Genomic DNA, 25436 nt, shown 5'->3' with positions numbered 1-25436 from the left:
TCTCAGCGCCGGCGCAGGTAGACCTGGTGCCCGACGGCGTTGTGCGGGGTCAGCCCCGGTGCGTTGGAGGTGAAGACCACCGACCGGCCGTCGCCGCTGATCGACGGCGGCGCGGTGACGGACGCGTTGACCTGTGCGCCGCTGTCGGAGACCGTCACGCGCTCGGTCGTACCGGTCGACAGGTCGGTGACGAACACGTCGCCGCCGTTGTTGGTGTCGCCCTCGACCAGGTTCGACGCCGTGGACGCGTAGGTCACGTACCGGCCCTCGGCGCTGATCGCCGGGCTGCCCGACTCGCCGTCGGCCTCGACCGCCTGGCTGGACATCGAGACGCGCACCGGCCGGCCCAGCTGCCGGTCGTAGACGAACACGTCGGTCTTGCGGTTGGTGTCCCCGGCGACCAGGTTGGTGCTGCTGGAGGCGAAGCCGACGTACCGGTTGTCAGCACTGATCGTGGGGTCGGAGGACGACCCGTTGCCCTGGACGCCACCGGCGGCCACCGAGATCCGGGAACGGGTGTCCGCCTGCCGGTCGTAGAGGATGACGTCCGACCTGCGGTTGGTGTCGTCGGCCACCTGCCGGGGCGAGTCCGACACGTAGACGACGAACTGGCCGTCCGGGCTGATCGTCGGCTGCCCGGTGTTGTACTGCTCGATGGCGTCCACGGCCGGGACGGAGACCCGGGTGGTGGTCCCGGACTCCCGATCGTGGACGTAGACGTCGGCGGTGACCGACGTGCTGCCGCCCGGCACCAGGTTCGACGCCCGGGACACGAAGGCGACGTAGCGGCCGTCGGCGCTGATCGACGGGGCCTGCGAGAAGCCGTCGGCCTGTGCGCCGGAGCCGGCCACCGAGACCCTCGTCGTGACGCCGGCCAGCAGGTCGCGCACGAAGATGTCGGTCTGGTCGTTGGTGTCACCGGCGACGAGGTTGGTGGCGGCGGACTGGAACGCGACGTAGCGGCCGTCGGCGCTCAGCGACGGCGACCGGGACTCGCGGTCGCCGGCCGTCCCGTCGGCCGCCACCGAGGCCAGGACGGTCGTGGCGGCGTCCGGATCCCGGACGAACACGTCGGTCCGGGTCCGGTCGGTCCTGCCGGTGACGAGGTTCGAGGCGGCGGAGACGAACGCCACCGACCGGCCGTCGGCGCTGATGAACTGCGCCACCGAGGGATCGTTGGCGGGGCTGCCGTCCCGGGCGACGGACACCCGCAGCGTGGTGCCGTCCGCCGCGGCGGCCGCATTCCCTTCGCCGAGCAGCGCACCGGTCGAGGCCGCCAGCACGGCCGCCGCGACGATCGTGCGTTCTCGTGCGAACCGTCTCATGTATCCACCTTCCGCAAGGTCGCCCGGCCGGCGACACCTCGGGAGAGGATAGCGATGATCGTCAACGTGCTGTAATCGCCCCGTGGCGGGGAGGTATCGACTTCCCGCCCGGGGTCCATCCGTGACCGCTGATGCCGGCCGCTATTCTGCGCACCCGGAAGGTGTCTCCGATCCTGCTGCCGAAACGTACGTCCGCGCAGGTCTGGTGAGTCTTTCGGGCTCGATCCCGACGAATCGGAGGTGGCGTCATGAATTCCTACCACCACGCTGTCTCGGCCGCCCGGAAGTGGGGTGGAAGTCCTGAGGATTATATCGAGATCGAGGAGTTCATAGATTCATCGAAGGAAATCATCGGAGACGTCCGGCACCGTTCCATGTATCACCACACCGCGGGCGTCTGGCTCTGCCAGCGTGTCTTCGGTCGCACCATCACCGTGCCGAAGAGCAGCGGTCACGGGACCGTCGAGATCCCGGTCCGGCTCATCGCCGAACGCCACGTCATCGAGGACCTGGGCTGGCTGCCCTCACCCGCCGACTACATCGCCGGCATGCCCATCAAGCCGTGGATGTCCGGCGCGCAGCGCAAGGAACTCCCGCTGTCCCACCTGCTGCAAGGAGGATCCGCATGAGCGGCCACGTCAACTTCCTCGGCATCCCGGTCGAGGGCCGGATCACCCCGGGGCATCAGCGTGTCAAGCAGAGGCCGCTGTCCGACCTGGAACCGCTGCTGCGGGCCGTGCTCGACGACTCGTCGATCAAGGCGTTCGGCTGGATGCAGTACACGCCCTACTTCAACGACGGCGATCCCTGCGTCTTCGAAGTCTGCTCGCCGTGGTTCCTGACCGTGGACGACCCGGACCCGGATGACGTCGAGGACCCCTACGAGTACGAGGTCCACGCCCGCAGGGGCCACCCTTCGATCGGTGCATGGAAGTACAGCGGCAACTGGCCGAACCGCGTGCCGATTCCCGGCAGCTACGTGGGCCCGGACGTGGACCGGTTCGAGCGGGTCAAGGCGCTCGCGGACGCGCTCGACTCGTGTGCTTTCGAGGACGTGCTCCTGGAGGCGTTCGGCGATCACGCCAAAGTGACGATCCGATCGTCCGGCATCACCGTCGACTTCTACTCACACGACTGAGCCGGGGGAAGCGGACGGCGATCAGCGGGAGAGGAAGCGACCCTGGGGGGTGCCGAGGACCTTGCCGTTCTCGTAGGCCAGGTGGCCGCGGACGATCGTGGCGACCGGCCAGCCGCGGACCTTGCGGCCCTCGAACGGGCAGTGGTCCTGGCCCGAGAGGAGCAGGCCGGTCGTCACCTCCTGCTCCAGGTCCGGGTCGACGATCGTGAGGTCGGCGTCGTACCCGACCAGCAGGTTGCCCTTGCGCCCGTCCAGGCCGTAGGCCCGCGCCGGGTTCGCCGAGGCCAGCTCCGCGACGCGGGTGGGTGAGAGGCCGCGCTTGTGCATGCCCTCGCTCAGCAGGATCGGGTAGAGCAGGGCCGTGCCGCCGAAGCCGGGCAGGGCCGGCCACAGCTGGTCGCCCTTCTCCTGCTCGAGGCAGCAGGCGTGGTCGGAGGCGACCCAGTTCACCGTGCCGTCCAGGACGCCGGCCCACAGCGCCTCGGTGTCCGCGTGGCCGCGGATCGGCGGGTTGACCTTGCCGCCGAGACCGCCGAGACCGCCCGGGCCGTCGAGGTCGTCGTGGTTGAGGCACAGGTGGTGCAGGGTGACCTCGAAGCGCATGTCCAGTTCGGGCATCGCGAGGCGGGCCTCGCGGGCGGCGACGAGCGCCTCGCCCGAGGACAGGTGCAGCAGGTTCACCGCGCAGCCGGTGGCGCGGGCCAGGGTGGTGGCCTCGCCGATGGCGACCCGCTCGGTCAGCGGCGGGCGGGCGTCCGAGTAGGCCTTCAGCGTCTGCGGGTCGCCGGCCGCGCGGACCCGGTCGATGAACAGGCGCATGAGCTCGGCCTGCTCGCAGTGCAGCGACAGGGAGACCCGGCGGTCCGCGCCCGCGCCGGCGGCGGAGACAGCCTCCATCAGCTGGTAGAGGTGGCCGAGGTCGTACTCGTCGCTCATGGTGAACGCCTTGGCGTCCCGGGAGTCGGCGGAGAGATTGAAGCCCTTGTAGAACATGTAGTACTTGAACGAGCTGATCCCGTGCTCGCCGACCAGCGCCGGGATCTCGTGGACCTGGGCGGTGTCCATCGGAGCCAGGTGGAAGCCGTAGTCGGTCCACGCGTGACCGCCGACGGCGTCCAGCACCTCGGGCAGGATCGACGCGTAGGGGCCGGTTTTGTTCAGGTAGTGCTGGCCGGTGCGGAAGTAGGACAGCACCGTGGTCGCCCCGCCGACCAGTGAGGACCGGGTCTCCTCGATCGCGTCGACCGCCAGTGGGCGGTAGATCCCGAGGTGGAAGTGGGCGTCGACGGCGCCGGGGAAGACCAGGCGGCCGGTCGCGTCGACGACCGAGGCGGCTTCCGAGGCGGGGATCTCCGCGGCGATCGCCGCGACCCGGCCGTCCGCGACGGCCAGGTCCGCCCGGAGCGTCCCGACGTAGGGGACGACCAGGATGCCCCCGCGTACCAGCAGGTCGTAGCGGCTCATCGGAAACCTCCCAGGAAGCGTTTCGCACACAGTAACGGGGTTTCCTTGAGAGGAACAGGGCGGTTAGTGTGGGGCATGACCGCCTTGACAGGCCTGACCGTCGTCGACGCGTCCACGCTCTTCGCCGGCCCGCTCGCGGCGACGATCCTCGGGGACTACGGCGCCGACGTGGTGAAGATCGAGCACCCGGCCAAGGGCGACCCGGCGCGCGGGCACGGGCCGGCCAAGGACGGCGTCCCGCTCTGGTGGACCATGCTCGGCCGCAACAAGCGCACCGTCACGCTCGACCTCGGTCACGCCGAGGGTGCCGCGGTCGCCAGGGCCCTGCTCAAGACCGCCGACGTGCTGATCGAGAACTTCCGCCCCGGCACACTGGAGCGCTGGGGACTGGGCCCGGACGTGCTCCAGCGGGACAACCCGAAGCTCGTCGTCGCCCGGGTCACGACGTACGGGCAGTCCGGGCCGTATTCGCACCGCCCCGGCTTCGGCACCCTCGCCGAGGCGATGAGCGGGTTCGCCGCGATCACCGGAGAGCCGGACGGACCGCCCACCCTGCCCCCGTTCGGCCTCGCCGACGGCATCAGCGCGCTCACCTGCGCCCAGGCGATCATGACCGCGCTCTACGAGCGTGACGTGCGTGACCAGCCGGGCCAGGTGATCGACCTGGCCATCGTCGAGCCGATGCTGACCGTGCTCGGCATGCAGGCCATGGTCTACGACCAGTTGGGCGTCGTGCAGCGGCGCACCGGCAACCGCTCGGTCAACAACGCCCCGCGCAACACCTACCGCACCGCCGACGGGCGCTGGGTCGCGATCTCCACCAGTGCGCAGGCCGTCGCCGAGCGGGTGCTGAAGCTGGTCGGCCGCCCCGAGCTGATCGAGGAGCCGTGGTTCGCCACCGGCGCGGGCCGGGCCGGGCACGCCGATGTCCTGGACGAGGCGGTCGGCGGCTGGATCCGGGAACGCGACCTCGCCGAGGTCACCGCGGCGTTCGAGGGCGCGCAGGCCGCGATCGCCCCGGTCTACGACATCGCGGACGTCTTCGAGGATCCGCAGTTCCGGGCGCGCGATTCCGTGACGACCGCGCACGACCCGGTCCTCGGTCCGGTGCGCATGCCCGGCCCGTTGTACCGCATGTCGCGCACCCCCGGCCGGATCCGCTGGACCGGCCGGGAACGCGGCGCCGACACCGACGACGTGCTCGCCGGCCTCGGCTACGACGAGGAGGCGCGGGCCGCGATGAGGGAACGAGGAGTCATTTGAAGGTCTTCGACCTTGCCCAGCCCATGCGGCGGGGCATGCCACAGTCGCCGAACCACCCCGCCTACCAGCACGCCCTGGTCCGGCGGCACGGCGACATGGTCCGCGCGGGCGGCGGCTCGGCCGCCAGCGACATCCTGGTCCTCGGCACGCACGTGGGCACACACGTCGACGCGCTCGCGCACGTCTCCCAGGACGGGCTGCTGCACGGCGGCGTCGTCGCGGCCGACGTGCAGTCCGACGCCGGGTTCGCGCGGCTCGGCATCGACGAGTTCCCGCCGTACGTCGGCCGGGGGATCTTCCTCGACGTCGCGGCCCTGCACGGTGCCGAGATCCTGCCGGCGGGCTACGAGGTCACGGCGGGCGATCTCGAGGCCGCCGCCGGCGACCTCGAGATCAACCCCGGAGACGCGGTGCTGGTGGGCACCGGGTGGTCGCGGCGGTTCGGCGCCGGAGCGGACTTCCTCGGTACGACCGATGGAGTCCCCGGTCCAGGCCCGGAGGCCGCGCGCTGGCTCGTGGGGCGGGGTGTGGCCGTCACCGGTGCGGAGACGATCGCCTACGAGCGGATCGCACCGGGCGCCGGCCACGCGAACCTGCCCGTGCACCGGATCCTGCTGGTCGAGGCCGGCATCAACATCGTGGAGACGATGCTGCTGAGTGAGCTGGCCGACGCCGGGATCAAGGAGTTCCAGTTCATCCTGGCCCCGCTCCGGCTGGTGGGCGCTACCGGCTCCCCGGTCCGGCCGCTGGCGGTGGTGCCGTGACGGCGCCGCTGGCGCGGATCCTCGGCGAGTTCGCGGCGACCGTCGATCCCCCGGAGACGGTCCGGGCGGACGTGCCGGAGCGGGTGCTCGACGTGCTCGGGAACGCGCTCGCCGCCCACGCGGAGCCCGGCGCGGACGCCGCACCGGCCGCGCTCGCCACGATGCGGCGCTGGGGCGGCGTCCCCGAGGCGAGCGTGCTCGGCTCCGGCGAGCGGCTGCCCGCGCCGAACGCCGCCTTCGTCAACGGCGTCCTCGCCCACTCCCTGGATTTCGACGACACCCACCTGCCGTCCGTGCTGCATCCCAGTGCCTCGGTGGTGCCCGCCGCGCTCGCCGCGGCCCAGGCCGGGGCGGAGGGCGACCTGATCGCGGCGATCGCGGCCGGCATCGAGGTGACCAACCGCCTCGGCATGGCCGGTTGTGATCCGGAGACCGGGGCCAACCTGTACTTCGAGCGCGGTCAGCACGCCACCTCGATCTGCGGCACGATCGGGGCAGCGGTCGCGGTGGCCCGGCTCTACGGCCTGGGCCCGGCGGGGATCGCCGACGCGATCGGGATCGCCGCCTCGATGGGTGCCGGTGTCCTGGAGGCGAACCGGACCGGCGGCTCGGTGAAGCGCACCCACTGCGGCTGGGCGGCGCACTCCGGTGTGGTCGCGGCGACCCTGGCGGCCGAGGGCCTGACCGGCCCGCCGACCGTCCTGGAGGGACGGTTCGGGTTCTTCACCGCGCACACCGGCCGCTTCGACCCCGGGGCGGTCACGAGCGGGCTCGGTGACGACTGGGAGCTGCTGCGGACGGTCTTCAAGCCGTACCCGTCGAACCACTTCACGCACGCCGGGATCGACTGCGCCCTCGCGCTGCGCGCGGCCGGCCTGGAGCCGGGCGAGATCGCGGCTGTGGAGCTGGGGGTCGCCGAGCCGGTGCTGCGTACGATCGCGGAGCCACCGGAGGAGAAGGCGCGCCCGCGCAGCGGCTATCACGCGAAGTTCTCCGGGCCGTACACCCTGGCCGTCGCGCTGACCGGCGGCACCGGGCTCGGTGTCGGCCTGGACGACTTCACCGAGCTGACCCCGGAGCGCCTCGAGCTCGCGGCCCGGGTCGAGGTCCGCGCCGACCCCGCCGCCACGGCCGTGTTCCCCCGCGCGTTCGCCGGCGTGCTGCGCGTGCGGACCAGGAGCGGAGAGCTCCTGGAGCATCGCGTGGCGAGCTCCCGTGGCGGCCCCGGCCATCCGCTGAGTGCCGCCGAGGTGACGGCGAAGTTCACCGGGAACGCAGGCCGGGCGCTCGCCGCCTCCGATGTGGAGGTTCTGGAGAAGGCGGTGCGGGCGCTCGTGGGCGGCGGGCCGGTTTCCGCGCTGTTTCCAGCCTGACGCGAATCCGGGAAACGGTGTATCGCCTGGTGAAATATGGCTGGCTGGAGGCTTGACATCACCGGTCTGTGACTGAGTTTATAGATCCCACGCAGAAGGAGAACAGCGTTTCCCGATGGGAAACACGGAAGGGCCGGATGCGTACCGCGCGCCACCGCGCCGCGGCTGGGAACAGCGGCGGCGCATCACCTGACAGAGGGGACGCGGCACCACAATGAAACGCATCACCCGAAAGGCTCTGGCCGTGGCGGCCGGCGCGATGATCGCCGCACTGGGGGCCGTCGTGGCCGTCCAGACGCCCGCCGCCGCGTACGGGCCGACCGCCAATTCCCTCGGATGCCGGATCTATTTCAGCGACACCGGCGTCGGCTCCTCGCCGAGCACCTGGGCCGACACGTTCACGCTCACCCAGTCACCGGCCACGCCGGCGCCCGGGCAAACGGTGACCGTGTCGCTCACCGCCGCGGCGGGAACCACCAACGGCCCGGTTCCGCTCGACGCGAAGTCGGTGCCGGTGGTCGTGACGGTCGGGATCTCCGGGTCCCAGACCGGCACGGTCACCCTCAACCAGCCCAACTACCCGGCGGCGGCCACCGCGGCCTACGCCAAGCTCGGCGGCTTCACCGCGACCGGCACGTTCGCGGCCGGTCCGGCGGGCAGCGCCACCCTCACCGTCAAGCAGGTCAAGTTCGCCAACTCCACGGCGTCCACGTACTGCTCGGCGGAGGGGGACCGGGACCACAAGGCGGCGCCGGTGGACACCACGATCGTGCAGGCGGTCACCGTCTTCGACGGCGGCGCCTCGATCACCGGGATCACCGGTCAGACGGTGATCGACTCGGCCCGCGCCGGCAACACGATCAGTTTCAAGGTCTCCGGGCTCGCCGCCAGTGCCACGCTGACGGCCCAGCTGAAGGACAGCACCGGAGCCGGCACGGGTGAGGGCAGCGGCACCGGCAGCACCGACGCGACCGGCGCCGGCACCGGAACGCTGACCGTGCCGACCGGGGCCACCACCGGCAAACGGACCCTGGTCATCTCCGACGGCACCAGCGCGGTGCAGGTGGTCGTCACGATCCTCGGCACCCCGAAGATCACCCTCACGCCCGCGGCGGGCGGCGCCGGCACGACGACGACCGTCAAGGGCACCGACTGGAACCCGGGCAGCAGCATCAGGGTGAACGGCTACCAGGCCCTCACCGGCGCGCCGCCGCCCCCGGCCACCGCGGACCCGGCGGTCACCGCCACGGCCGCGACGGACGGGTCGTTCTCCGCGGCGTTCACGGTGAACGACAAGGCGACCGCGTACCTCGGCGCCCTGTCCGGCAGCCTCTACGCGCTCTCGGCGTGGAGCATGTCCGCGGACGCCTGCACGGCGCCCACGGGCAGCAACTGCGGTCTGACCTTCCAGCTCTCGCAGACCGTGACCGCCGGCTCGCTGTCGATGTCCCGGGGCAGCGGCACCAGCACCATCACGTTCTCCGGGATCACGCTGAACGGCGCGGCGCAGACCGCGACGGCCGGCCTGCCGACGATCAACGTGACCGACTTCCGCGGCAGCACCTACCCGTGGAGTCTCACCGCGAAGGTCACCGACTTCACCGGTGTGCCGGGCGGCGCCATCCCGGCGAGCGCGCTCACCGTGACGCCGTCCTGCACCGCCCACGCCGGGGCGACCAACGCCGTCACGGCCGTGGCCGGTGACGCCGGGGTCTCGCTCGGCGGCGACGGCGCGACGATCTGCTCCGGCCCGGACGGCGTGACCGCCCTGACCGGCGGCTCGTTCGACGCGGCCGGTGACCTGTCCCTCGCGGTGCCGGCGAACCTCTTCGCCGGCACGTACGCGGCCACGCTCACCCTCACCCTGGGCTGAGTCGCACCCGAGAAGGTGGGGGCGGCCGCCACCGCCTCCACCCACCCCCTTCTGAACAGGGGAAGGAAGATCATGCGTACCCTCGCGGCTGTTCTCGCCCTGACGATCGGCGCGATCCTGCTGCCGGCCACGCCGGCCGTGGCCGCCGGCAACGGCGAGTGGTCGGTGACGCCGACCCCGGCCAGGAACCCCGGTCCCACCCCGCGGCTGATGTTCTTCCTGGACGCCCCGGCCGGCCAGACGCTCCGGGAATCGGTACGGGTCAGCAACCTCACCACCGGACCCAGGTCGTTCCTGATCTACGGCGCGGACGCCTACAACACCCCGCACAACGGCGGGTTCGCGTTCCGGTCCCGCGACGAGAAGCAGGCGGACCTCGGCTCCTGGGTCACGTCCCAGGTCACCACCGTCGAGGTGCCCGCGCGCACCAGCGCCGACATCCCGTTCACCATCACCGTGCCGAAGAACGCCACCCCCGGCGACCACGTCGGCGGGATCCTCGCCATGGAGGCCCAGCCGGGTGCGATCGCGGACGCGGACGGTGCCGCGGTCCGGGTGCAGCGCGCCGTCGCCGCCCGGGTCTACCTGCGGGTCGCCGGCACCGTCCTGCCCGGGCTGAGCGTGCGGGACCTGAGCGTCGACATCGGCGCACCGCTGCTGCCGGTCGGGACCCGCGGTGACCTGGAGTACCGGGTCGCCAACATCGGCAACGTGCACCTGGTGCCGACGGCCGAGATAAAGGTGACCGGCCTGTTCGGACACCGGATCAGCGCGACCGGGTCCGCGCCCGCCAGCGACATGGTCCCCGGGGCGGACGGCACGTTCACCGCCCGGACCAGCGGGATCTGGCCGTTCGACGTGGTCACCACCCGGGTGACCGTGCGCTCGGACGGCGACGTCTACGCCGCCCGGTCGAAGCGCACTCCTGTGATCTCCTGGACCGCTCTGGCCGTACCGGCGATCCTGATCCTCTTTGTCTGGTGGCGGCTTCGTCGCCGCCTCCGCAGTCGGTCGCCGCGGCCTCGCGCCCTGGTGGCGGCCGGATGAGAACGGCGATCTGCCTGGTCGCGGCCGTCTTCATGGGGTTGCCCGCGGCACCGGCGCGGGCCGGCGGCCAGGTCGCCCACCTGTCGCGGGCCGGCGCGAGGCCCGGCGACGTCCTCCGGGTCACCGGCGAGGGCTGGGAGCCCGGCCGGCTGCTGCAGCTCGTCACCTGCGGCGCGGGTGGTCTGAGCGGCTCGGCCGCCTGCGACATGCGCGCGGCGCTGGCCACGCCGGTCCGCACCGACGGGACCTTCGTCGTGGACCTGCAGGTCGGCGACCCGCCCGCGGCCTGCCCGTGCGTGGTGCACATCGCCGGGGTGCAGGGCGAGACCGGCGGCCCGGTCAACCTGCCGCTGACCGTCACCGGGCACGCCACCGGCGCGCTGCCGGCCGCGACCGCCCCGGTGCACGAGCTGGAGCTGCAGGACCACCACCTGAGCGGGCGGACCGCGGCCGCCTGGTTCGGCGCCCCGGAACACCTCGAACTCACCTTCACGGTCCGCAACCCGACCCCGTCCACCCTGGTCGGCGCCACCCTCCAGGCGCGGCTCGGCGGGGGCGGCGACGACAACGTCTTCCACACCGAGCAGGTCACCGGCCTCGGCCCCGGGCAGAGCCGTACCTTCACCGTCCCGGTCGACATCCCGCTCTTCGCTTTCGGGCGGTACGTGGTCACCGCGGACGTCGGTGGGCTCGCCGGGGTCCGGATGACCTACAACGCGTACCCCTGGGGCCTGGCCCTGATCAACATCGCCGGCGCCCTGCTGATCACCTGGGGGGTGCTGCGGCGCCTGCTGCGGCGGCGGGAGCTGCGGCACGCGAACCCGGGGGACGCCATGCTGCCGGCCGTGGTCCGGCTCGGCGGCCTCGGCGCCTACCTGGTCTTCGACGACGCGCCGGGCGCCCGCTGGCTGCACGGGCGGGCCGGCGCCCAGCTCAGCCTGGACGGGCTGCGCCACCTGATCGGAACCGGTCAGCAAGCCGGGCCGAGCGATTCGGTGCTCGACCTGGACGCCCTCGGCCACGTGCTCGCCCGCCGGTACCCGCGCGGCATCTCTCTGATGGAGGACACATGAGCGAGCTTGCGAGCGAATCGGTTGGCTCAGGCATTGGCTCATGTCGACGCCGGAGCGAAGCGGAGGTGGCGGCATGAAACCCGACTGGCCACTGCTGTTCCGGGCCGGCGTCGTGCTGCTGGCCACCACGCTCGCGTACACCAGTTGCGGGGCGCTGATGCCCGGACAGAACGCGCCCTCGGCGGCCGGCGACGGGCCCGGGGTCACCGGCGACACCGTCAAGGTCGTGTTCATCGGTACCGACCTGGGCAAGACCGCCTCGATGACCGGCTTCAAGCAGCCCGACGTCGGCAAGCCGGCGGAGCAGGTCAAGGCCCTCGAGGCGTACGTCAACGCGCACGGCGGGATCGCCGGTCGCAAGCTGCTCGCGGTCTACCGCGAGTACGAGGCGAGCAGCGACTCCCCGGCCGCCGAGACCACCCTGTGCAGCCAGATCACCCAGGACGACCGGGCGTTCGCGGTGGTGCTCACCGGGCAGTTGCAGGCCAACGCCCGCCCCTGCTACGCCCAGCGGCGGACGCTGATGCTCGACGCCACCCTGATCGCCGACGACCGGGCCACGTTCACCCAGCTCGCGCCCTACCTCTGGACCGCCTCCTTCCCGGAGTACGACGCGTTCACCACCTCGTTCCTCGGCGTCCTGCGGAAACAGAAGTTCTTCGACGGACGGGACCGTGCCGGCCTGGTCGCCGCGGACACGCCCGCCAACCACGCCGCGTATGACAGCGTGGTGGTGCCGTTCGGAAAGGCGGCCGGCGTCACGGTGACCGTCTCGTGGATCGACACCACGTCGCTGAGCAGCCTGAACACCGGACTCAGTCAGGCCGCGGTGAACTTCCGGGGCAAGCGGATCGACCGGGTGTTCTTCCTCGGCGGGGCCCGTATCGCGCCGTTCTTCATGACCGCCGCGGTGGCCCAGAGCTTCACCGCCCGCTACGGGGTCTCCACCTTCGACAGCCCGAGCTTCATGGTCGCCAACCCGGGGCTGATCCCGGTCGCCGCGCTCCGGGACATGGTCGGGGTCGGCTTCGCCCCCGGCTACGACGTGCCGGACAGTCAGCTGTCATTTCCGGACACCGACGCCGAGAAGAACTGCCAGAGGATCTACGCGGACGCCGGCATCACGTTCGCGGAGCGGCAGAATGCGCGGGTCGCGTTCGGGTACTGCGACGCGGCGCTGCTGCTGCAGGCCGGCGCGAAGGGCCTCGGGGGCGACCTCAACGCCACGACCTGGGCGAACGCCGTACCGGGAACGGGATTCAGGACGGCGGCCGGGTTCGGCGGGATCACCGGCACCGGGCACGCGGCCGGGACCGGATACCGGGTGCTCAAGTACGACAGCGCCTGCCCCTGCTTCACCTACGAGGGCCCGGTGACCCGCCTTGGCGAATGACGTCCTCGAGGTGACCGGACTCGCCGGCGGATACGGCGCGATCCAGGTGCTGTTCGGCATCGACCTGACGGTCCGCCGGGGCGAGACGGTCGCGCTCTGCGGCCCGAACGGCGTCGGCAAGTCCACCCTGGTCCGCATGCTCGCCGGCCTGACCGGGCCGAGCGCCGGCACGGTGCGGCTGAACGGAGTCGACATCACCTCACTCCCCGGACCGAAACGGGTCAGGCTCGGCATGTCCACAGTCCTCGGGCAGCAGGCGTTCGGCACCCTCTCGGTCCGCGACAACCTGCGCGTGCACGCCTACCCCAACGGCCGCGACGACGACCGGGTGGAGACCGTGGTGGACGGTGCCCTCGCGGTCTTCCCCCGGCTGGCCGCCCGCGCCGACCAGCCCGCCGCCAACCTCTCCGGCGGCGAGCGGCAGATGCTGGTCCTCGCGAAGACCCTGATCCAGCGGCCCACCCTGCTGCTGATCGACGAGTTCTCCCTCGGACTCGCCCCGGTCGTCGTCGGCGGCCTGCTCGAACTGGTCCGCCGGCTGGCCGCGGCCGGGGTCGCCACCCTGCTGATCGAGCAGTCGGTGAACGTGGCGATGTCGGTCGCCGACCGGCTGCTCTTCATGGAGCACGGGACGATCATCGCCGCGCACACGCCCGAGGAACTGCGCGCCGCTCCCGACCTCGCCCGCCGGCTCGTCCTCGGAGGGCACGCATGATGTGGGGCTTCGAGCACCTGGCCGTCGGTCTCTTCACCGGTCTCACCTACGGGCTGCTCGCGGTCGGTCTCGTCCTGGCCTACCGATCGAGCCGCTTCGTCAACTTCGCACACGGCGCCATCGGCGTCTTCGGCGCCGCCGTCCTGGCCCGGCTCACCGACGGCCTGAACTACTGGATCGCCTTCCCGATCGCCATCGCGGTCGCGGGCGCCCTCGCCGCCGGCACCGAGATGACCGTCGTGCGCCGGCTCAGCGACCGGCCACGGGTGATCGGCATGATCGCCACCCTCGGCCTCTCCCAGTTCATCCTGGTCCTGGCCCTGCTCGTGGACCGGGACAGCTTCTCCGGCAGCACCTACCCGAAACCGCCCGGCCTGCCCGCCTTCACCATCGGCACCACCGCCGTCGGCTCGTCGCTCACCGCGATGCTGCTGCTCACCCCGGTGCTCCTCGCCGTCCTGGCGTTCTTCCTGCGCCGCACCCGCTACGGCATCGCGATCCGGGCCGCCGCCGACCACCCGGACGCGGCGACCGTCAACGGTGTACCCGCACCCCGGATGACCAGCCTGGCCTGGGCCGTCGCCGGCGGCGTCGCGGCGTTCTCGTCGATCCTGCTCACCCCCACCCAGGGCGTGCAGTCGATCGAGTCGCTCGGCCCGGAGCTGCTGCTGCGCGGCCTGGCCGGCGCGGTGATCGCCCGGATGAGCTCACTGCCGATCGCGTTCTGCGCATCCGTCGCGGTCGGCGTCCTGGAACAGGCGCTGCTCGCCCGGGGAGAGACCGCCGGGTTCGTCGACGTGGTGCTCGGCGTCGCGATCCTGATCTCGCTGCTCCGGCAACGGCAGCCCGGCCGCCGGTCGGAGCAGGCGCTGTGGCCGCGCACGGCGGCCGGACCCTCCCTCGCAGTCCCGCTGACCGTGGCCGCCGTGGCCGGTGCCGGTCTCGCCTATGTGGTCAGCAACTCGACCGCCTCGGTGCTCACCACGATCTGCGGCTACGCGCTGGTCGGGCTCTCCGTGGTGCTGGTCACCGGGATCGCCGGCGAGCTCTCCCTCGGCCAGTTCGCCTTCGCCGGCATCGGCGCGGCGGCCGCGATCCGGACCGCCTCGGCGACCGGCAACCTGTTCCTCGGCGTGCTCGCCGGCTGCGCGGCCGGCGCGGTCACGTCGATCCTGGTCGGCATCCCGGCGCTCCGGCTGCGCGGGGTGGCGCTCGGCGTCACCACGCTCGCCTTCGCGCTCGCGACCAGCGGCTGGCTGCTGCGGCAGGACTGGCTGCTCGGGGACGGGCTGACCACGCCGTACCCGGTCTGGCACGACTACGTGGTCAGCGTCGCCACCGACTACTACCTGTTCGCGCTGGTGCTGCTCGCCCTCGGCTGGTGGATCACCGCGCGGCTGCGCCGCGGTGGTTTCGGCCGCCTGCTGCTCGCGCTGCGCGACAACGAGGAGGCGGGCCGGGCCCTCACGGTCCCGGCGCCGCGACGCCGATTGCAGGTGTACGCCGTAGCCGGCGCCCTGGCCGGCCTGGGTGGCGTGGTGATCGGCTTCGGACAGCCCCAGCTCGGCGTCAACACGTTCCCGGCCGCCGCCAGCATCGACGTGGTCGCCCTGGCCGTGGTCGGCGGCCTCGCCCGGCCCGGTGGTGCCCTGCTGGGCGCGCTGGTGATCGTCGGCCTGCCCGCGCTCGTCCCGCTCGGCATCGCCGGTCAGGCGGTCCTCACCCTGGCCTGGCTGCTGATCGTCATCTTCCTTCCCGAAGGACTCGGTGGCCTGCTGGCCGCCGCCGCTTCCCGGCTTCCGCGATGGCGTCGCACCCCTGCGGTGGCCCCACCCGGAGTCTCCTCAGGATCACCAGGCTCTTCCTCGGACCCGCCGTCCTCCCACCCGGCTTGGCCGGGCTACCCCTCGGAAGAGCCGGACGACTCCGGCGCACGGGGGCACTGGCAGGTGCGGGAACTACCGGTGAAGCGGCTGGAGCCGGCCGAAGGGCCGGGACCGCTGCTCGAAGTCGCCGGCGTCCGGCGGTCGTTCGGCGGGGTGCACGCCGTGCGGAACGCGACGTTCACCGTCGCCGAGGGCGAGATCGTCGGGATCATCGGGCCGAACGGGGCCGGGAAGACCACGCTCTTCGAGATCCTCGCCGGATTCACCCGGGCCGACGGTGGATCGGTGCGCTACCAGGGGCGCGACGTCACGCGGTGGACGCCGGAACGACGGGCGAGGAGCGGGCTCGTCCGGTCGTTCCAGGACGCGCGGCTCTTCCCGGCGAGGACCGTACGGGAAAGTGTCATGATCGCCGCGGAGGGGACCGCCCCGTCGCGCCTCGCCGAAGATCTTCTCGGCGCCGACCGGCCGGAGGCCGCGAAAGCCGAACGGGCCGAAGCCGCCCTGGCGGCGATGGGCCTCGCCACGATCGCGAACCGGCCGGTGGGGGAGCTCTCCACCGGAACCCGCCGGATCGTGGAGCTCTGCTGCCTGCTCACGCTGCGGCCACGGCTGCTGCTGCTCGACGAGCCGTCGTCCGGGCTCACCCAGTCCGACGGGGTCGCCCTCGGCGAACTCCTGCTCCGGGTCCGCGCCGAACTCGGCACCACCGTGCTGGTCATCGAACACGACCTGCCGCTGCTGTCCCGGGTCGCGGACCGGCTGATCGCGATGGACGCGGGGCGGGTGATCGCGGCCGGGACCCCCGACGAGGTCCGCGCCCACCCCGCGGTCGTCCTGTCCTATCTCGGCACCGACGAGGCTGCCGTGGCCCGATCCGGCGAACCGGCCGGCTGACCAGTTCTGGAGGTATCTCGATGGTCGGATCCATCCACCCACGCCGGCTGGCCGCCGCGGCGGCGGCCGGGATCGTCTGCGCCGCGGGCGTGGTCTTCCTCGACGTCTCGCCGGCCGCGGCCAAACCGACGCTGCACGTCTCGAAGACCACCGGGCTGAAGAACGGTGACACGATCACCGTCTACGGCACCGGGTTCACCAAGAACCTGGAGAACATCGCGCTGGGACAGTGCGTCAAGAACCCGTCCACGTCGACCGACTGCAACCTCTCCGGCGGGGCCGAGTTCGTCTCCTCGGACGGCAGCGGCAGGACGAAGACCGTGACGCTGAAGCTGGCCACCACGTTCAGCGGCCACAAGTGCGGGACCAGCGGCTGCGTGATCGCCGCTCAGCTGCTGCCGTCGAGCAACCCGGACGACGTCGTCGAAGCGAACAAGGTGCAGGTGGCGATCACCTTCAGCAGCGGCTCGACCAGCACCACCTCGCCCACCGCGACCACCGGGTCGGACACCGGCTCCTCCGACTCGCTGCCCAAGACCGGACCCGGGATGGAGTGGGCGACCATGACGCTGATCGGGACCGCGCTGCTGCTGCCCGGCCTGGGACTGCTCGCGATGCTGCCGGCCCGCCGGCGCCGGTTGGGGCACTGACCCGCCCCGGCCGTCTCCCGGCCGGGGGCGGTTCAGGGTCGTGGGGGCGGCTTTGCGCGGGGCCTTCCCCACGACCCCGATCCGGCGAACTCTCAGTCGAAGATCGAACCGGTGCGCGTGCCGGACGGGTCGACCGCGATGCAGACGACCCCGCGGTCGAACACCCAGGTCGACGCCGAATCCGGGTACAGGAACTCGACCTCCAGGTCCCGGTTCACACCGGACCGGTAGCGCTCGAAGTCGCCCTCACAGCTCTGCTCGACCCGGTCCCGCACCGCCGATCCACCGGGGAAACTGCCCTCCGGCAGGGTGAAGACCGAGTACACCTCGGCCTCGTGGGGCGACGTGCACGGCACGGTCTCCAGATCGGCGGCCGAACCGTACATCTCCTCGATGCAGATACCCGGATAGAGGCTGTTCTTCGCCTGCTGCGTCTCCACCTGGGTGTACTGGTCCTTGGCGGATTTGAAGCCGTCGATCTCCATCCAGGCGGACAAGCCGATGGAGAGGGCGTACAGCCAGGCGCCGGCCGCGAGGATGCCGCCGACCGCCAGACCGCGGCCACGCTCACCGGTGCGGTTGACCTGCCGGATCGCGAGGATGGCGAAGATGATGGCGAGCGGGAAGAGCCCGATCAGACCGGTGACCAGCGCGATGATCGCGTTCCGGTTGACCTCCGTGGACTGGTTGGGGTAGCCGGGCGGGGCGTAGCCCGGGGGAAAGACGGGCGCGAACTGCTGGCCCGGGTACGGGGCCGGCGGGTAGCCGGGGGCGGGATAGGCCGCCGGTGGGTAGCCGGGCGCTGCCTGTCCCGGCGCGGGGTAGCCGGCCGGCGGGTAGCCCGGGACGCCCTGGCCGGGAGCGGGGTAGGCGGGCGGGTAGCCCGGTGCCGGCGGGTAACCCGGTGCGGGATACCCGGCGGGCGGGTAGGCCGGCGCGGCTTGGCCAGGCGCGGGGAAGGGCGGCATGGCCTGGCCAGGTGCGGGGAAGGGCGGCACAGCTTGACCCGGTGCGGGGAAGGCCGGTGCGGCTTGGCCAGGTGCGGGGAAGGGCGGCACAGCTTGACCCGGTGCGGGGTGGGCCGCCGGAGGGTAGCCGGGTGCGGGGAAGGCCGCCTGCGGGGCAGCGGGTGTCGGCTGGCCGGGTGGGTTGTAGGACGGCGGCGGGAAGGCGGGCGCCGGGTACGGCGCTGTCGGTTCGGGCGCCGGGTAGAGCGAGGTCGGATTCGGCTCCGGGAAGACGGAGGTCGGGTTCGGCTCGGTGAAAGCGGTCGTCGCCGGCTCCTCCGACGCGGGCCGAGCGATCGCCTCTGTCGGCAACGCTGTTTCCGACGGCAGGACCTCGGTGGGCGGGGCGTCGGCCGTGGCCGTCTCCGCTTGCAGGGCCTCGGTGGGTGCGGTGTCGGCCGGGGCCGCCTCCGTCTGTAGAGACTCGGTAGGTGCGGCGTCGGCCGGTGCAGTCGCCGCTTGCAGGGTCTCGGTAGGGGCGGCCTCGGCCGGCGCGGGGAAGGCCGGCAGAGTCGGATCGGACGCCGGCGGCGCGGCAGCCGGGTCGGGCGAGAGGGGTGGCAGCTGATCGCTCACGCTGGGACGTTAACAACATTCATGATCAACACCTGTCCCGGGTCAATCTCGACTTGGCAACGGCTTCGGTCGCGGTGTGCCGCCGAAAATACAGCGGCCGGTCAACAGCCGTCGACTGATACCTTCCCCGCAGTCGCCATACCGGGCAAATAGTTCTATAAATACCCAGAATGGTGATTGGCGGCGATGGCGCTAAGCAGGGGCTGTACCTCGCCCGATGTCATGATCGTGATCTTCCTCGTTCTGAGCGCCCTATGCGCCGTTGCCGCCGTCATCACCGGCGCCTCTCCCGCGTCTGCGAGGAGCATGGTGGCGCCGCCGCTTCGGATCATGCCGTTGGGCGACTCCATAACGATGGGCATCGGGTCGGTCAGCATGAACTCATACCGGATCGACCTACAGAAACGGCTCACCGCCGCCGGCCTGAACGTCGACTTCGTCGGTTCGCAGCACAACGGCGATCCGGCCGCCGCGAACCTCGGCGTTGTCGGTTTGCAGCACAACGGCGATCCGGCCGCCGCGAACCTCGGCGTCGTCGGTTCGCGGCGTGACGGCGATCCGGCGACCGTGGACCTCGATCACGAGGGCCACTCCGGCTGGACGATCGCGAGCGTTGCCGAGCAGGCGAACGGCTTGCTGGCCGCCTACCGGCCGGATGCGGTCCTGCTGCAGATCGGCACCAATGACCTGCGCACCGAAGCGGGCGGGGTGGGGGCCACCGACCGGCTGTCCGCGTTGATCGACCAGATCGAGGCGGCGGCTCCAGCGGCCGAGATCTTCGTCGCGGAGATCACCGGCACCAGGTCCGCCTCGCGGGCCTCGCAGCAGAGCCGCACCGAGGCCTACAACGCCGAGGTGCCCGGCATCGTGGCCGCCAAGGGCACCCGCGTGCACCTCGTCGACCAGAGCACGGTCAAAGGCATCGACATCCGCGACGGACTGCATCCCAACGACTTCGGCTACGCCAAGATGTCCTGGAACTGGTACCGGGCGCTGGCCCACGTCTATGGCCTCAGCCCAGCCGGGCCCGATGATCCTTATACGGCCACCCGCGGAAACTTCTGTCACCTCGTCGACGGCGATCCCGGACCGGCGTGGAGCGCCTACTTCGACTGCCGCTGGTACCAGCGGAACCTCGTCACGACGACCGTCCCCGGCGGGCCCGCCAAGGTCTGGGCCTGGCAGGCCAGACGTCCGAGGACCGCGACGCGCAAGGTTCGGGTCGACGGCCGCTACGTGACCCGCACCGTCACCACCACCGAATGGGTCACCTTCGACCCCGACCGCCTCAACCGCTGACCGGCGGAGTCTCCAGGATGCGCGACCTCCGGTCCACGGTGACCGCCATCCGTATTCGAGGCGATTCTTGTCGGACCCTTGACCTAGCATCGCGGCATGCGGAACTTGATCTTCGTCGAGGGCGATGCCACCGATCCCGTCGGTGACGGGCCGCGGATCATCGCGCATGTCTGCAACGACCTCGGTGCCTGGGGCCGCGGCATCGTCCAGGCGATCTCCCGCCGCTGGCCCTCGCCCGAGCGGGAGTTCCGCCGCTGGCACCGCGACTCAGCCGACGCGGTGGAGCGGGACACCGCCGCTTTCCGCCTCGGCGCTGTCCAGATGGTCGCGGTCGGCCCGGAGCTGTGGGTCGCCAACCTGGTCGGCCAGCACGGCATCACCACCGAGCGCGGTCTGCGCACCAGCACGGGTTACGAGCCCGACGGCGGCCCACCGGTCCGCTACGACGCGATCCGTGAGGGCCTGACCACCCTGACCGACCAGGCCCGCGCCCGCGGGGCCTCGGTGCACATGCCGCGCATCGGCTGTGGCCTGGCCGGCGGCACCTGGTCCGAGGTCGAGCCGCTGATCCTGGCCACCCTCTGCGCCCGCGACGTCCCCACGATCGTCTACGACCTGCCTTCCTGAGGGGAAGGCGGCCGCTGCGGGGTGGGTCAGTGGTCGCGGAGGAGGCTTCCCGCGTTGTAGACCTTGTCGTGAATGCCGTTCTCGCGCAGCGCCATCCACCACGTCGCCGCGTTGATCGCGATGACCGGCTTGCCGAGCCACCGTTCGGCCTCGTCGGCCAGCCCGACCATGGACAGGTTGGTGCCGCACTGCACGATGGCGTCGACGTCCGGGCCGTTGACCGCGAGGATCGCCGAGCGCAACTCCTCCTCGGTGACGTGGGCGATCGAGACCGCGGTGGGGCACTTGAGACCCTCGATGGCGGTGACCTCGAAGCCGATCTCGCCGAAGAAGCGGACCACGTTGGCGTCGCCGACCGGCTGGTACGGGGTGACCACCCCGATCCTGCGGGCGCCGTAGAGCTTGAGGGCCCGCTCGCAGGCCTCCGCGCCGGTGGCGACGTCCAGCCCGGTGATCTGCTTGATCTGGGCGACGAATTCGCGGTTGCCCTCCACGCCGCCCCAGAACGTCTCGGCGGACATGCCCATCACCATGTAGTCCGGCTCGCAGGTGAGCACCCGTTCGCACGCGAAGCCGATCTCGCCGCGGATCTGGACCAGCAGGTTCTCGAAGTTGGCGTCGTCAGAGAGGTCCTGGTTGCGGATGTGGATGCGGGAGAAGTGCGCGGTCACGCCGGGCACGGTCATCGCGTAGAAGTCCGGCTCGACGATCGTGTTGGTGGAGGGGGCGATCACGCCGAACTTGCGGCGCCACCCGAGGGCGTCGGTCATACCGGTTCTCCCACTTTCACGACGGAGGAGGCTCGCAGGGTCAGTAGAGCCGCGATCAGCAGCAGGGCCTGGGCGGAGGTGTTCAGCGACTGTTCGAGCCACTGGTAGGCGAGGGTCTCGTGCTTCGGCGACTGCCGCAGCGGCACCAGCGATGTGACCAGCACCAGCCCGAGGACGAAGAGCGACACCGCCCACCACTGCCGGTGCCGGCCGGCGACGATCGCGCCGAGCACGCTGACCGCGGTCACCCCGAACGTGGCGACCACGAAGATCGGATGAAGGCTGCCGGACGCCACCGATGCGGCGAGGCCGGCGGCGTAGGCGGCGGCGAAGGGCCAGACGTGGGTACGACGCCCGCGCCGGATGGTCACCGCCAGCGACCAGGCGAGCAGGACCGCCCCGGCCGCCATCAGCGGGAACAACGACTGTTCCAGGAGCACGAGGTCGCCGGCGCCGGCCGCGTAGACCAGTTTCCACACGCACTTCGCCACGCCACCGAGGCCGATGAGCACCGCCCCGGCCATCCCGGCCCGGCGGGCCGGCGGGGTGGGTGCCAGCCGGCCGAGCAGTGCGAACCCGATCGACCCGAGAAGCACCGGCACGAAGTCCTCGAGCGCCAGGACCACGGGGTACTCCATGGTCACGTCCCCGCGAACAGGTCGCGCCTGCGGAACGCGGCGGTCGCGAACCGGTACGCGGCCTTACGGTTGGTCAGCCACGCCACCCGCCCGCCGTTCTTGACCCCGGCCAGGACCTTCGCGGCGAGCCACGGTGTCACCGTCTCGACCCGGTCGGCGAGGATGTTGAAGATCTTCCTGGCCTGCTCCAGCTCCTCGGGCGAATAGTCCCGGGTGAGCAGGTCGGTCACCACCATCCCGGGGGAGAGCAGCCCGACCGTCACCGGGGTGCCGGCGAGTTCCTTGGCCATCGCCTTCGTCGCGTAGGTCAGGCCGCGCTTCGTCGCTCCGTAGGGCGTCAGCCCGGCGACGATCTGCCCGTTCGACCCGAGCCCCTCCATGTTCCAGAGCGCGCCGTGCCCCTGCGCCAGCATCGCCTCCAGCACCACCGCGCTCGCCTGCAGGGTTCCGCGCAGGTTGACGTCGACGACGGCGTCGATCTCGGCCGGGTCCAGTTCCCAGAGTTTCCGCCGCGAGGTGGAGAGGCCGGCGTTGTTGACCCAGATGTCGACGCGCCCGAAACGGTCCGCGACGGCATCCCACAGCTTGCGTACGTCGTTGCGGTTCGTCACGTCGGCGACGACTCCGAGCGCGCCGCCGGGCGCGCCGGCCCCCTGCACCGACGCGTCCGAGCGACCGCAGAAGGCTACCGACGCCCCGGCCTCGGTGAACGCGCGGACCAGCCCTTGACCGATTCCGCGCGTACCGCCGGTCACCACGACCACAGGCCCGGTCATTCTGAGCCTTCCATGTCATGCCCTCCTGGCCCTTGCTTCGCTGCGGTGCAGCCGGTCATGACGGGGTCCACGCCAGCACCCCGTGCAGCACCGAGTCGAGGTCGCCGCCGTCGAAGAGCTCGTACACGACCGACAGCCGCCCACCGGCCGACATCCCGGGCGTGGCGTCGAGTGTGAACTCCCGGCCCTTGACCTTCCAGACGTCCGTGAAGTGCAGGGACGAGAACGAGGCCCGTCCGAAACCGATCGCATTCCCGTACGCGTCGGGGCCCTCGAAGAACAGCCGGTTGCCGTCCCGGCGGGTCTCCACCGCGTACGTACGCTCAAGTCCCGAACCGCGCCAGGAGACCACCCGGCGGGTGCGCAGCAAATCGATGGGTTCCAGGGTGATGGCGACCGCGACCGTTCCGCGCAGCTTCTGGTCCGCGCCCCACAGCTCGCACTCCCCGGCGAAGCGGCCGGCCTGCTTGGTCGGCAGGATGTAGGGCACCGGCCCGTTCCGGGTCTCCGCCTCGATCAGGTCGCCGACGCGCGCGGGCACCCGGGTGTAGACGCCGTTGAAGCAGCCCACCACCGCCCAGCCCTGGTGGAGCACGGACGAGTAGACCTGGGTCTCGCCGTCCGGCAGCACCTGGTTCCAGGTGTTCAGGTCGACCTGCCAGCCGGGCCCGTAGTAGTGCGAGTCGACGAACGAACCGTAGGGCTGCCCGGTGCCGAAGAAGTCCGGCCCGGTGTAGACCCGGTTCGCGTCCGAGTCGATCACGCCGAACGAGAACGGCGCCCCGAGCCGGAACCGGCCCGCGAGGTGCCCGCCGCCGACCAGGCCACCGTCCATCCGGTAGGTGGTGACCCCGTCGACGTGGTCGGAGGACCGCCGGATCTCCTCGTAGCCGCACCAGGTGCCGGTGTGGTCGAAGAGCGACGGCCGCCCGTGCCACTCGCCGGCGATGCGCTGCTGCCAGGCGCTCGGCTCCGGTGTGGACATCAGTTGCGCACCAGTTCGTTGCGGACCGACTCGCTCTGCTCTTCGCCGAGGAGCCGGACGGTCTGCTGCCAGACGGGGTCGATCTCCGGGCTGAACAGCAGCGCCCGGTGGGCGGCGTCGCGTTCGGCGGTCCCGTCCGCCTTGACCCCGGTCTCGACCAGGCCGGCCCAGTGCGTGAAGTAGATGTCCACGGCGTCGCCGATGCCGGTGAAGGCCTCGGCGGTCGCCCGGAACACCTGCATCCACGGCGACATGAGCGCGTACTGCCGGGGGCTCAGGTGGGCCGGTGTGAGGCCCTCACGGTCGCGAACCTCCTGGTAGAGGACGGTGAGCGGCTCGTAGACCTGATCCAGGTAGCCGAGCGAGGTCGCCAGGTCGATCCGCGGGATCAGGTCGAGGTGGAAGGCGTAGTTCTCCCCGTTGGCGACGGAGTCCAGGGTGAAGTGCGGGACGCCCGAGGAGGGATCGGTGAAGGCGAAGATCATGTGGCTGTCCAGGCCGATCGGCGGGACGACCAGCGACACGTTGACGAGCTTGACGACCGTACCGGTGCCGCGCCAGATCCGGATCCGGCCGACCGGGGCCGGGCTCATCGGCGAGGTCAGCTCCCGATCGTCCGCGATCTCCAGCGGGAACCTGTCCAGGATCTTGAGAAGGGTGATGTCGGAGAGCTCGGCGGGCAGACTCACGGGGACTCCTCGGTGGCTTCATCGGACGGAGACGGGTTCATCAGCTGCGCGGCCGCCACGCTCGGGTGCTCGCCGCGAGCCTTGTGCACCCAGGCCCGCGCCAGCTCCGGGTTCTCCCGCCGCGCGGGCGAGGGGATCACGGTCGCCGTGCGCCGGGGCACGTCTCCGGTGATGAAGTCCTCCTCGTTGAGCAGCCAGCCCTTCTCGGCCAGCTCCTGGCGGCGGCGCCGGTAGTGCACGGCGATCATGTCGCTCTTGATGTGCAGCTCCGCGCCGAGGTCGAACGGCAGCAGTTCGGGCCGGACCTTGTCCACCACCGCCGCGTCCTCGTAGAAGATCCGCAGCGTCCGGTTGATCGCGTCCCGGTCGGCCCACCTGCCGGTGAAGAACGTGCGCAACGCGACCCACTTGACCAGCGTGTGCGTCTCGTCGATGGGGATGTTCGTGTCGTAGATGACCATGTCGCCGATCGGCAGCCGCACGTGCAGCTTGATCATGTTGGGCAGCATCCAGCCGGCCGAGGTGGTGACCGGCGGCCGCTTCTTCAGGTCGTTGCCGACGAGCCGGCCGAACTTGCCCCAGATGCCCGAGGGCTTCGGCGGGTGCAGGTCGACCGTGGCGAACGCGGACCATTCGTCCGGGCTCTCCACCTCGTAGTCCGGAACCTCCGGCATCTCCGGGTTGCCGAACCGGCCGGCGTGTACGAACGGCGCGTGCGCGATGTCGCAGCCGTTCTCCAGGATCCGCTCGTAGTTGGCGTTCCACAGGAACTCGCCGGTCACCGCGCGGAACCTGCCGCCGTTCTCCACCAGCTCGTCGAACTCCGGCCAGATCGGCAGCGGCGGGCGTTCCTCCTCGGGCAGATCCCCGAGAAAGACCCAGACGAACCCATACCTCTCCTGTACGGGGTACGAGTCGACCCGGGCCTTCCGCGGGATGCCCCGCCCCGGCAGGTTCGCCGGGATCCTGCTGCACTGCCCGTCCGGTTCGTACTCCCAGCCGTGGTACGGGCAGACGATCTTGTCGTCCTTGAGCCAGCCGCCGGAGAGCGCGGCCCCGCGGTGCACGCAGAGGTCGCTCAGCGCGACGACCCGCCCCTGCTTCGGCGTCCGATAGATGGCGAGGTGCTGCCCGAGCACCGTGATCCGGGCCGGCTTGGTGGTGACCCGGTCGGCGAACTCCACCGCGTACCAGAAGTTCTTGAGCAT

General features: G+C 71.4%; 24 protein-coding genes. 14 read left to right on the top strand and 10 right to left on the bottom strand.

Going from position 1 to position 25436, the window contains the following annotated elements:
• Positions 1-2 precede the first annotated feature (2 nt).
• Positions 3-1325, bottom strand: coding sequence for a TolB family protein (locus tag CHC09_RS19150; RefSeq protein WP_089294495.1), 1323 nt, complete (start codon positions 1323-1325; stop codon positions 3-5).
• A gap of 248 nt (positions 1326-1573) precedes the next feature.
• Between CHC09_RS19150 and CHC09_RS19145 the strand changes: the two genes are divergently transcribed.
• Together CHC09_RS19145 and CHC09_RS19140 are read left to right on the top strand one after the other, a co-directional pair.
• On the top strand, positions 1574-1954 hold the full coding sequence (locus tag CHC09_RS19145; protein ID WP_089294494.1) for a DUF6915 family protein: 381 nt from the start codon (positions 1574-1576) through the stop codon (positions 1952-1954).
• Complete coding sequence (locus CHC09_RS19140) at positions 1951-2463, top strand: hypothetical protein (RefSeq protein ID WP_089294493.1); 513 nt, start codon at positions 1951-1953, stop codon at positions 2461-2463. The genes CHC09_RS19145 and CHC09_RS19140 overlap by 4 nt, the downstream gene beginning before the upstream one ends.
• Before the next feature lie 21 nt (positions 2464-2484).
• Here CHC09_RS19140 and CHC09_RS19135 read toward each other — a convergent pair whose 3' ends face one another.
• Entirely contained in the window at positions 2485-3927 is a 1443-nt protein-coding gene (locus tag CHC09_RS19135) for a dihydroorotase (protein ID WP_089294492.1), read from the bottom strand.
• Between the two features lie 75 nt (positions 3928-4002).
• On the opposite strand from CHC09_RS19135, the gene CHC09_RS19130 reads away from it, so the two are divergent.
• The 10 genes from CHC09_RS19130 (at position 4003) to CHC09_RS19085 (ending at position 16861) form a co-directional block, all read left to right on the top strand.
• Positions 4003-5190, top strand: coding sequence for a CaiB/BaiF CoA transferase family protein (locus tag CHC09_RS19130; protein ID WP_089294491.1), 1188 nt, complete (start codon positions 4003-4005; stop codon positions 5188-5190).
• Positions 5187-5954 (top strand): cyclase family protein, encoded by a 768-nt coding sequence (locus CHC09_RS19125; protein WP_203833336.1) that lies wholly within the window; start codon positions 5187-5189, stop codon positions 5952-5954. Before CHC09_RS19130 ends, CHC09_RS19125 begins: the two co-directional genes overlap by 4 nt.
• Positions 5951-7327, top strand: coding sequence for an MmgE/PrpD family protein (locus CHC09_RS19120; RefSeq protein ID WP_089294489.1), 1377 nt, complete (start codon positions 5951-5953; stop codon positions 7325-7327). Before CHC09_RS19125 ends, CHC09_RS19120 begins: the two co-directional genes overlap by 4 nt.
• Positions 7328-7541: 214 nt before the next feature.
• Positions 7542-9200 carry a WxL domain-containing protein gene (locus CHC09_RS19115; protein ID WP_089294488.1) on the top strand — a complete coding sequence of 553 codons (1659 nt, stop codon included), beginning with the start codon at positions 7542-7544 and terminating at the stop codon, positions 9198-9200.
• Positions 9201-9272: 72 nt separating this feature from the next.
• Complete coding sequence (locus CHC09_RS19110) at positions 9273-10247, top strand: WxL protein peptidoglycan domain-containing protein (RefSeq protein ID WP_089294487.1); 975 nt, start codon at positions 9273-9275, stop codon at positions 10245-10247.
• The gene (locus CHC09_RS19105) at positions 10244-11320 is read left to right on the top strand and encodes a hypothetical protein (RefSeq protein ID WP_143232421.1); all 1077 of its coding nucleotides are present in this window, start codon (positions 10244-10246) and stop codon (positions 11318-11320) included. The genes CHC09_RS19110 and CHC09_RS19105 overlap by 4 nt, the downstream gene beginning before the upstream one ends.
• 73 nt (positions 11321-11393) lie before the next feature.
• A complete protein-coding gene (locus CHC09_RS19100) occupies positions 11394-12713 on the top strand; it encodes a type 1 periplasmic-binding domain-containing protein (protein ID WP_089294485.1) in 1320 nt (439 codons plus the stop codon).
• Positions 12703-13428 (top strand): ABC transporter ATP-binding protein, encoded by a 726-nt coding sequence (locus CHC09_RS19095; protein ID WP_089294484.1) that lies wholly within the window; start codon positions 12703-12705, stop codon positions 13426-13428. Before CHC09_RS19100 ends, CHC09_RS19095 begins: the two co-directional genes overlap by 11 nt.
• The gene (locus CHC09_RS19090) at positions 13425-16211 is read left to right on the top strand and encodes an ABC transporter permease subunit (RefSeq protein ID WP_089294483.1); all 2787 of its coding nucleotides are present in this window, start codon (positions 13425-13427) and stop codon (positions 16209-16211) included. Before CHC09_RS19095 ends, CHC09_RS19090 begins: the two co-directional genes overlap by 4 nt.
• A 20-nt stretch (positions 16212-16231) precedes the next feature.
• Positions 16232-16861 (top strand): neocarzinostatin apoprotein domain-containing protein, encoded by a 630-nt coding sequence (locus tag CHC09_RS19085; RefSeq protein WP_089294482.1) that lies wholly within the window; start codon positions 16232-16234, stop codon positions 16859-16861.
• A gap of 92 nt (positions 16862-16953) precedes the next feature.
• On the opposite strand, the gene CHC09_RS45260 is transcribed toward CHC09_RS19085, so the two are convergent.
• Together CHC09_RS45260 and CHC09_RS46365 are read right to left on the bottom strand one after the other, a co-directional pair.
• Positions 16954-18444: a DUF4190 domain-containing protein gene (locus tag CHC09_RS45260; RefSeq protein ID WP_143232420.1), complete on the bottom strand. Its 1491-nt coding sequence runs from the start codon at positions 18442-18444 to the stop codon at positions 16954-16956.
• A 155-nt stretch (positions 18445-18599) separates the two neighbouring features.
• Positions 18600-18821: a hypothetical protein gene (locus CHC09_RS46365; protein WP_179277161.1), complete on the bottom strand. Its 222-nt coding sequence runs from the start codon at positions 18819-18821 to the stop codon at positions 18600-18602.
• Here CHC09_RS46365 and CHC09_RS19075 point away from each other — a divergent pair.
• Together CHC09_RS19075 and CHC09_RS19070 are read left to right on the top strand one after the other, a co-directional pair.
• Positions 18820-19743: an SGNH/GDSL hydrolase family protein gene (locus CHC09_RS19075; protein WP_239138714.1), complete on the top strand. Its 924-nt coding sequence runs from the start codon at positions 18820-18822 to the stop codon at positions 19741-19743. The genes CHC09_RS46365 and CHC09_RS19075 overlap by 2 nt on opposite strands.
• A 96-nt stretch (positions 19744-19839) precedes the next feature.
• The gene (locus CHC09_RS19070) at positions 19840-20370 is read left to right on the top strand and encodes a macro domain-containing protein (RefSeq protein WP_089294479.1); all 531 of its coding nucleotides are present in this window, start codon (positions 19840-19842) and stop codon (positions 20368-20370) included.
• 26 nt (positions 20371-20396) lie between these two features.
• Here the strand turns inward: CHC09_RS19070 and CHC09_RS19065 are convergent, their stop codons facing one another.
• The 6 genes from CHC09_RS19065 to CHC09_RS19040 are packed head-to-tail and all read right to left on the bottom strand — an operon-like array spanning position 20397 to position 25436.
• Positions 20397-21140 (bottom strand): maleate cis-trans isomerase family protein, encoded by a 744-nt coding sequence (locus CHC09_RS19065; RefSeq protein WP_089294478.1) that lies wholly within the window; start codon positions 21138-21140, stop codon positions 20397-20399.
• Positions 21137-21778: a hypothetical protein gene (locus tag CHC09_RS19060; RefSeq protein WP_089294477.1), complete on the bottom strand. Its 642-nt coding sequence runs from the start codon at positions 21776-21778 to the stop codon at positions 21137-21139. The genes CHC09_RS19065 and CHC09_RS19060 overlap by 4 nt, the downstream gene beginning before the upstream one ends.
• Before the next feature lie 2 nt (positions 21779-21780).
• A complete protein-coding gene (locus CHC09_RS19055; RefSeq protein WP_089294476.1) occupies positions 21781-22554 on the bottom strand; it encodes an SDR family NAD(P)-dependent oxidoreductase in 774 nt (257 codons plus the stop codon).
• A 55-nt stretch (positions 22555-22609) separates the two neighbouring features.
• Positions 22610-23539: a hypothetical protein gene (locus CHC09_RS19050; RefSeq protein ID WP_089294475.1), complete on the bottom strand. Its 930-nt coding sequence runs from the start codon at positions 23537-23539 to the stop codon at positions 22610-22612.
• Positions 23539-24228: a hypothetical protein gene (locus tag CHC09_RS19045; RefSeq protein ID WP_089294474.1), complete on the bottom strand. Its 690-nt coding sequence runs from the start codon at positions 24226-24228 to the stop codon at positions 23539-23541. The genes CHC09_RS19050 and CHC09_RS19045 overlap by 1 nt, the downstream gene beginning before the upstream one ends.
• Positions 24225-25436 carry an aromatic ring-hydroxylating dioxygenase subunit alpha gene (locus tag CHC09_RS19040; RefSeq protein ID WP_089294473.1) on the bottom strand — a complete coding sequence of 404 codons (1212 nt, stop codon included), beginning with the start codon at positions 25434-25436 and terminating at the stop codon, positions 24225-24227. Before CHC09_RS19040 ends, CHC09_RS19045 begins: the two co-directional genes overlap by 4 nt.

The sequence above is a fragment of the Actinoplanes regularis genome (genome assembly GCF_900188005.1).
GTDB classification, from domain to species: domain Bacteria; phylum Actinomycetota; class Actinomycetes; order Mycobacteriales; family Micromonosporaceae; genus Actinoplanes; species Actinoplanes regularis.
Note: the sequence above shows the minus strand (reverse complement) of the source record. Positions and strands in the feature narration are given on the sequence as shown.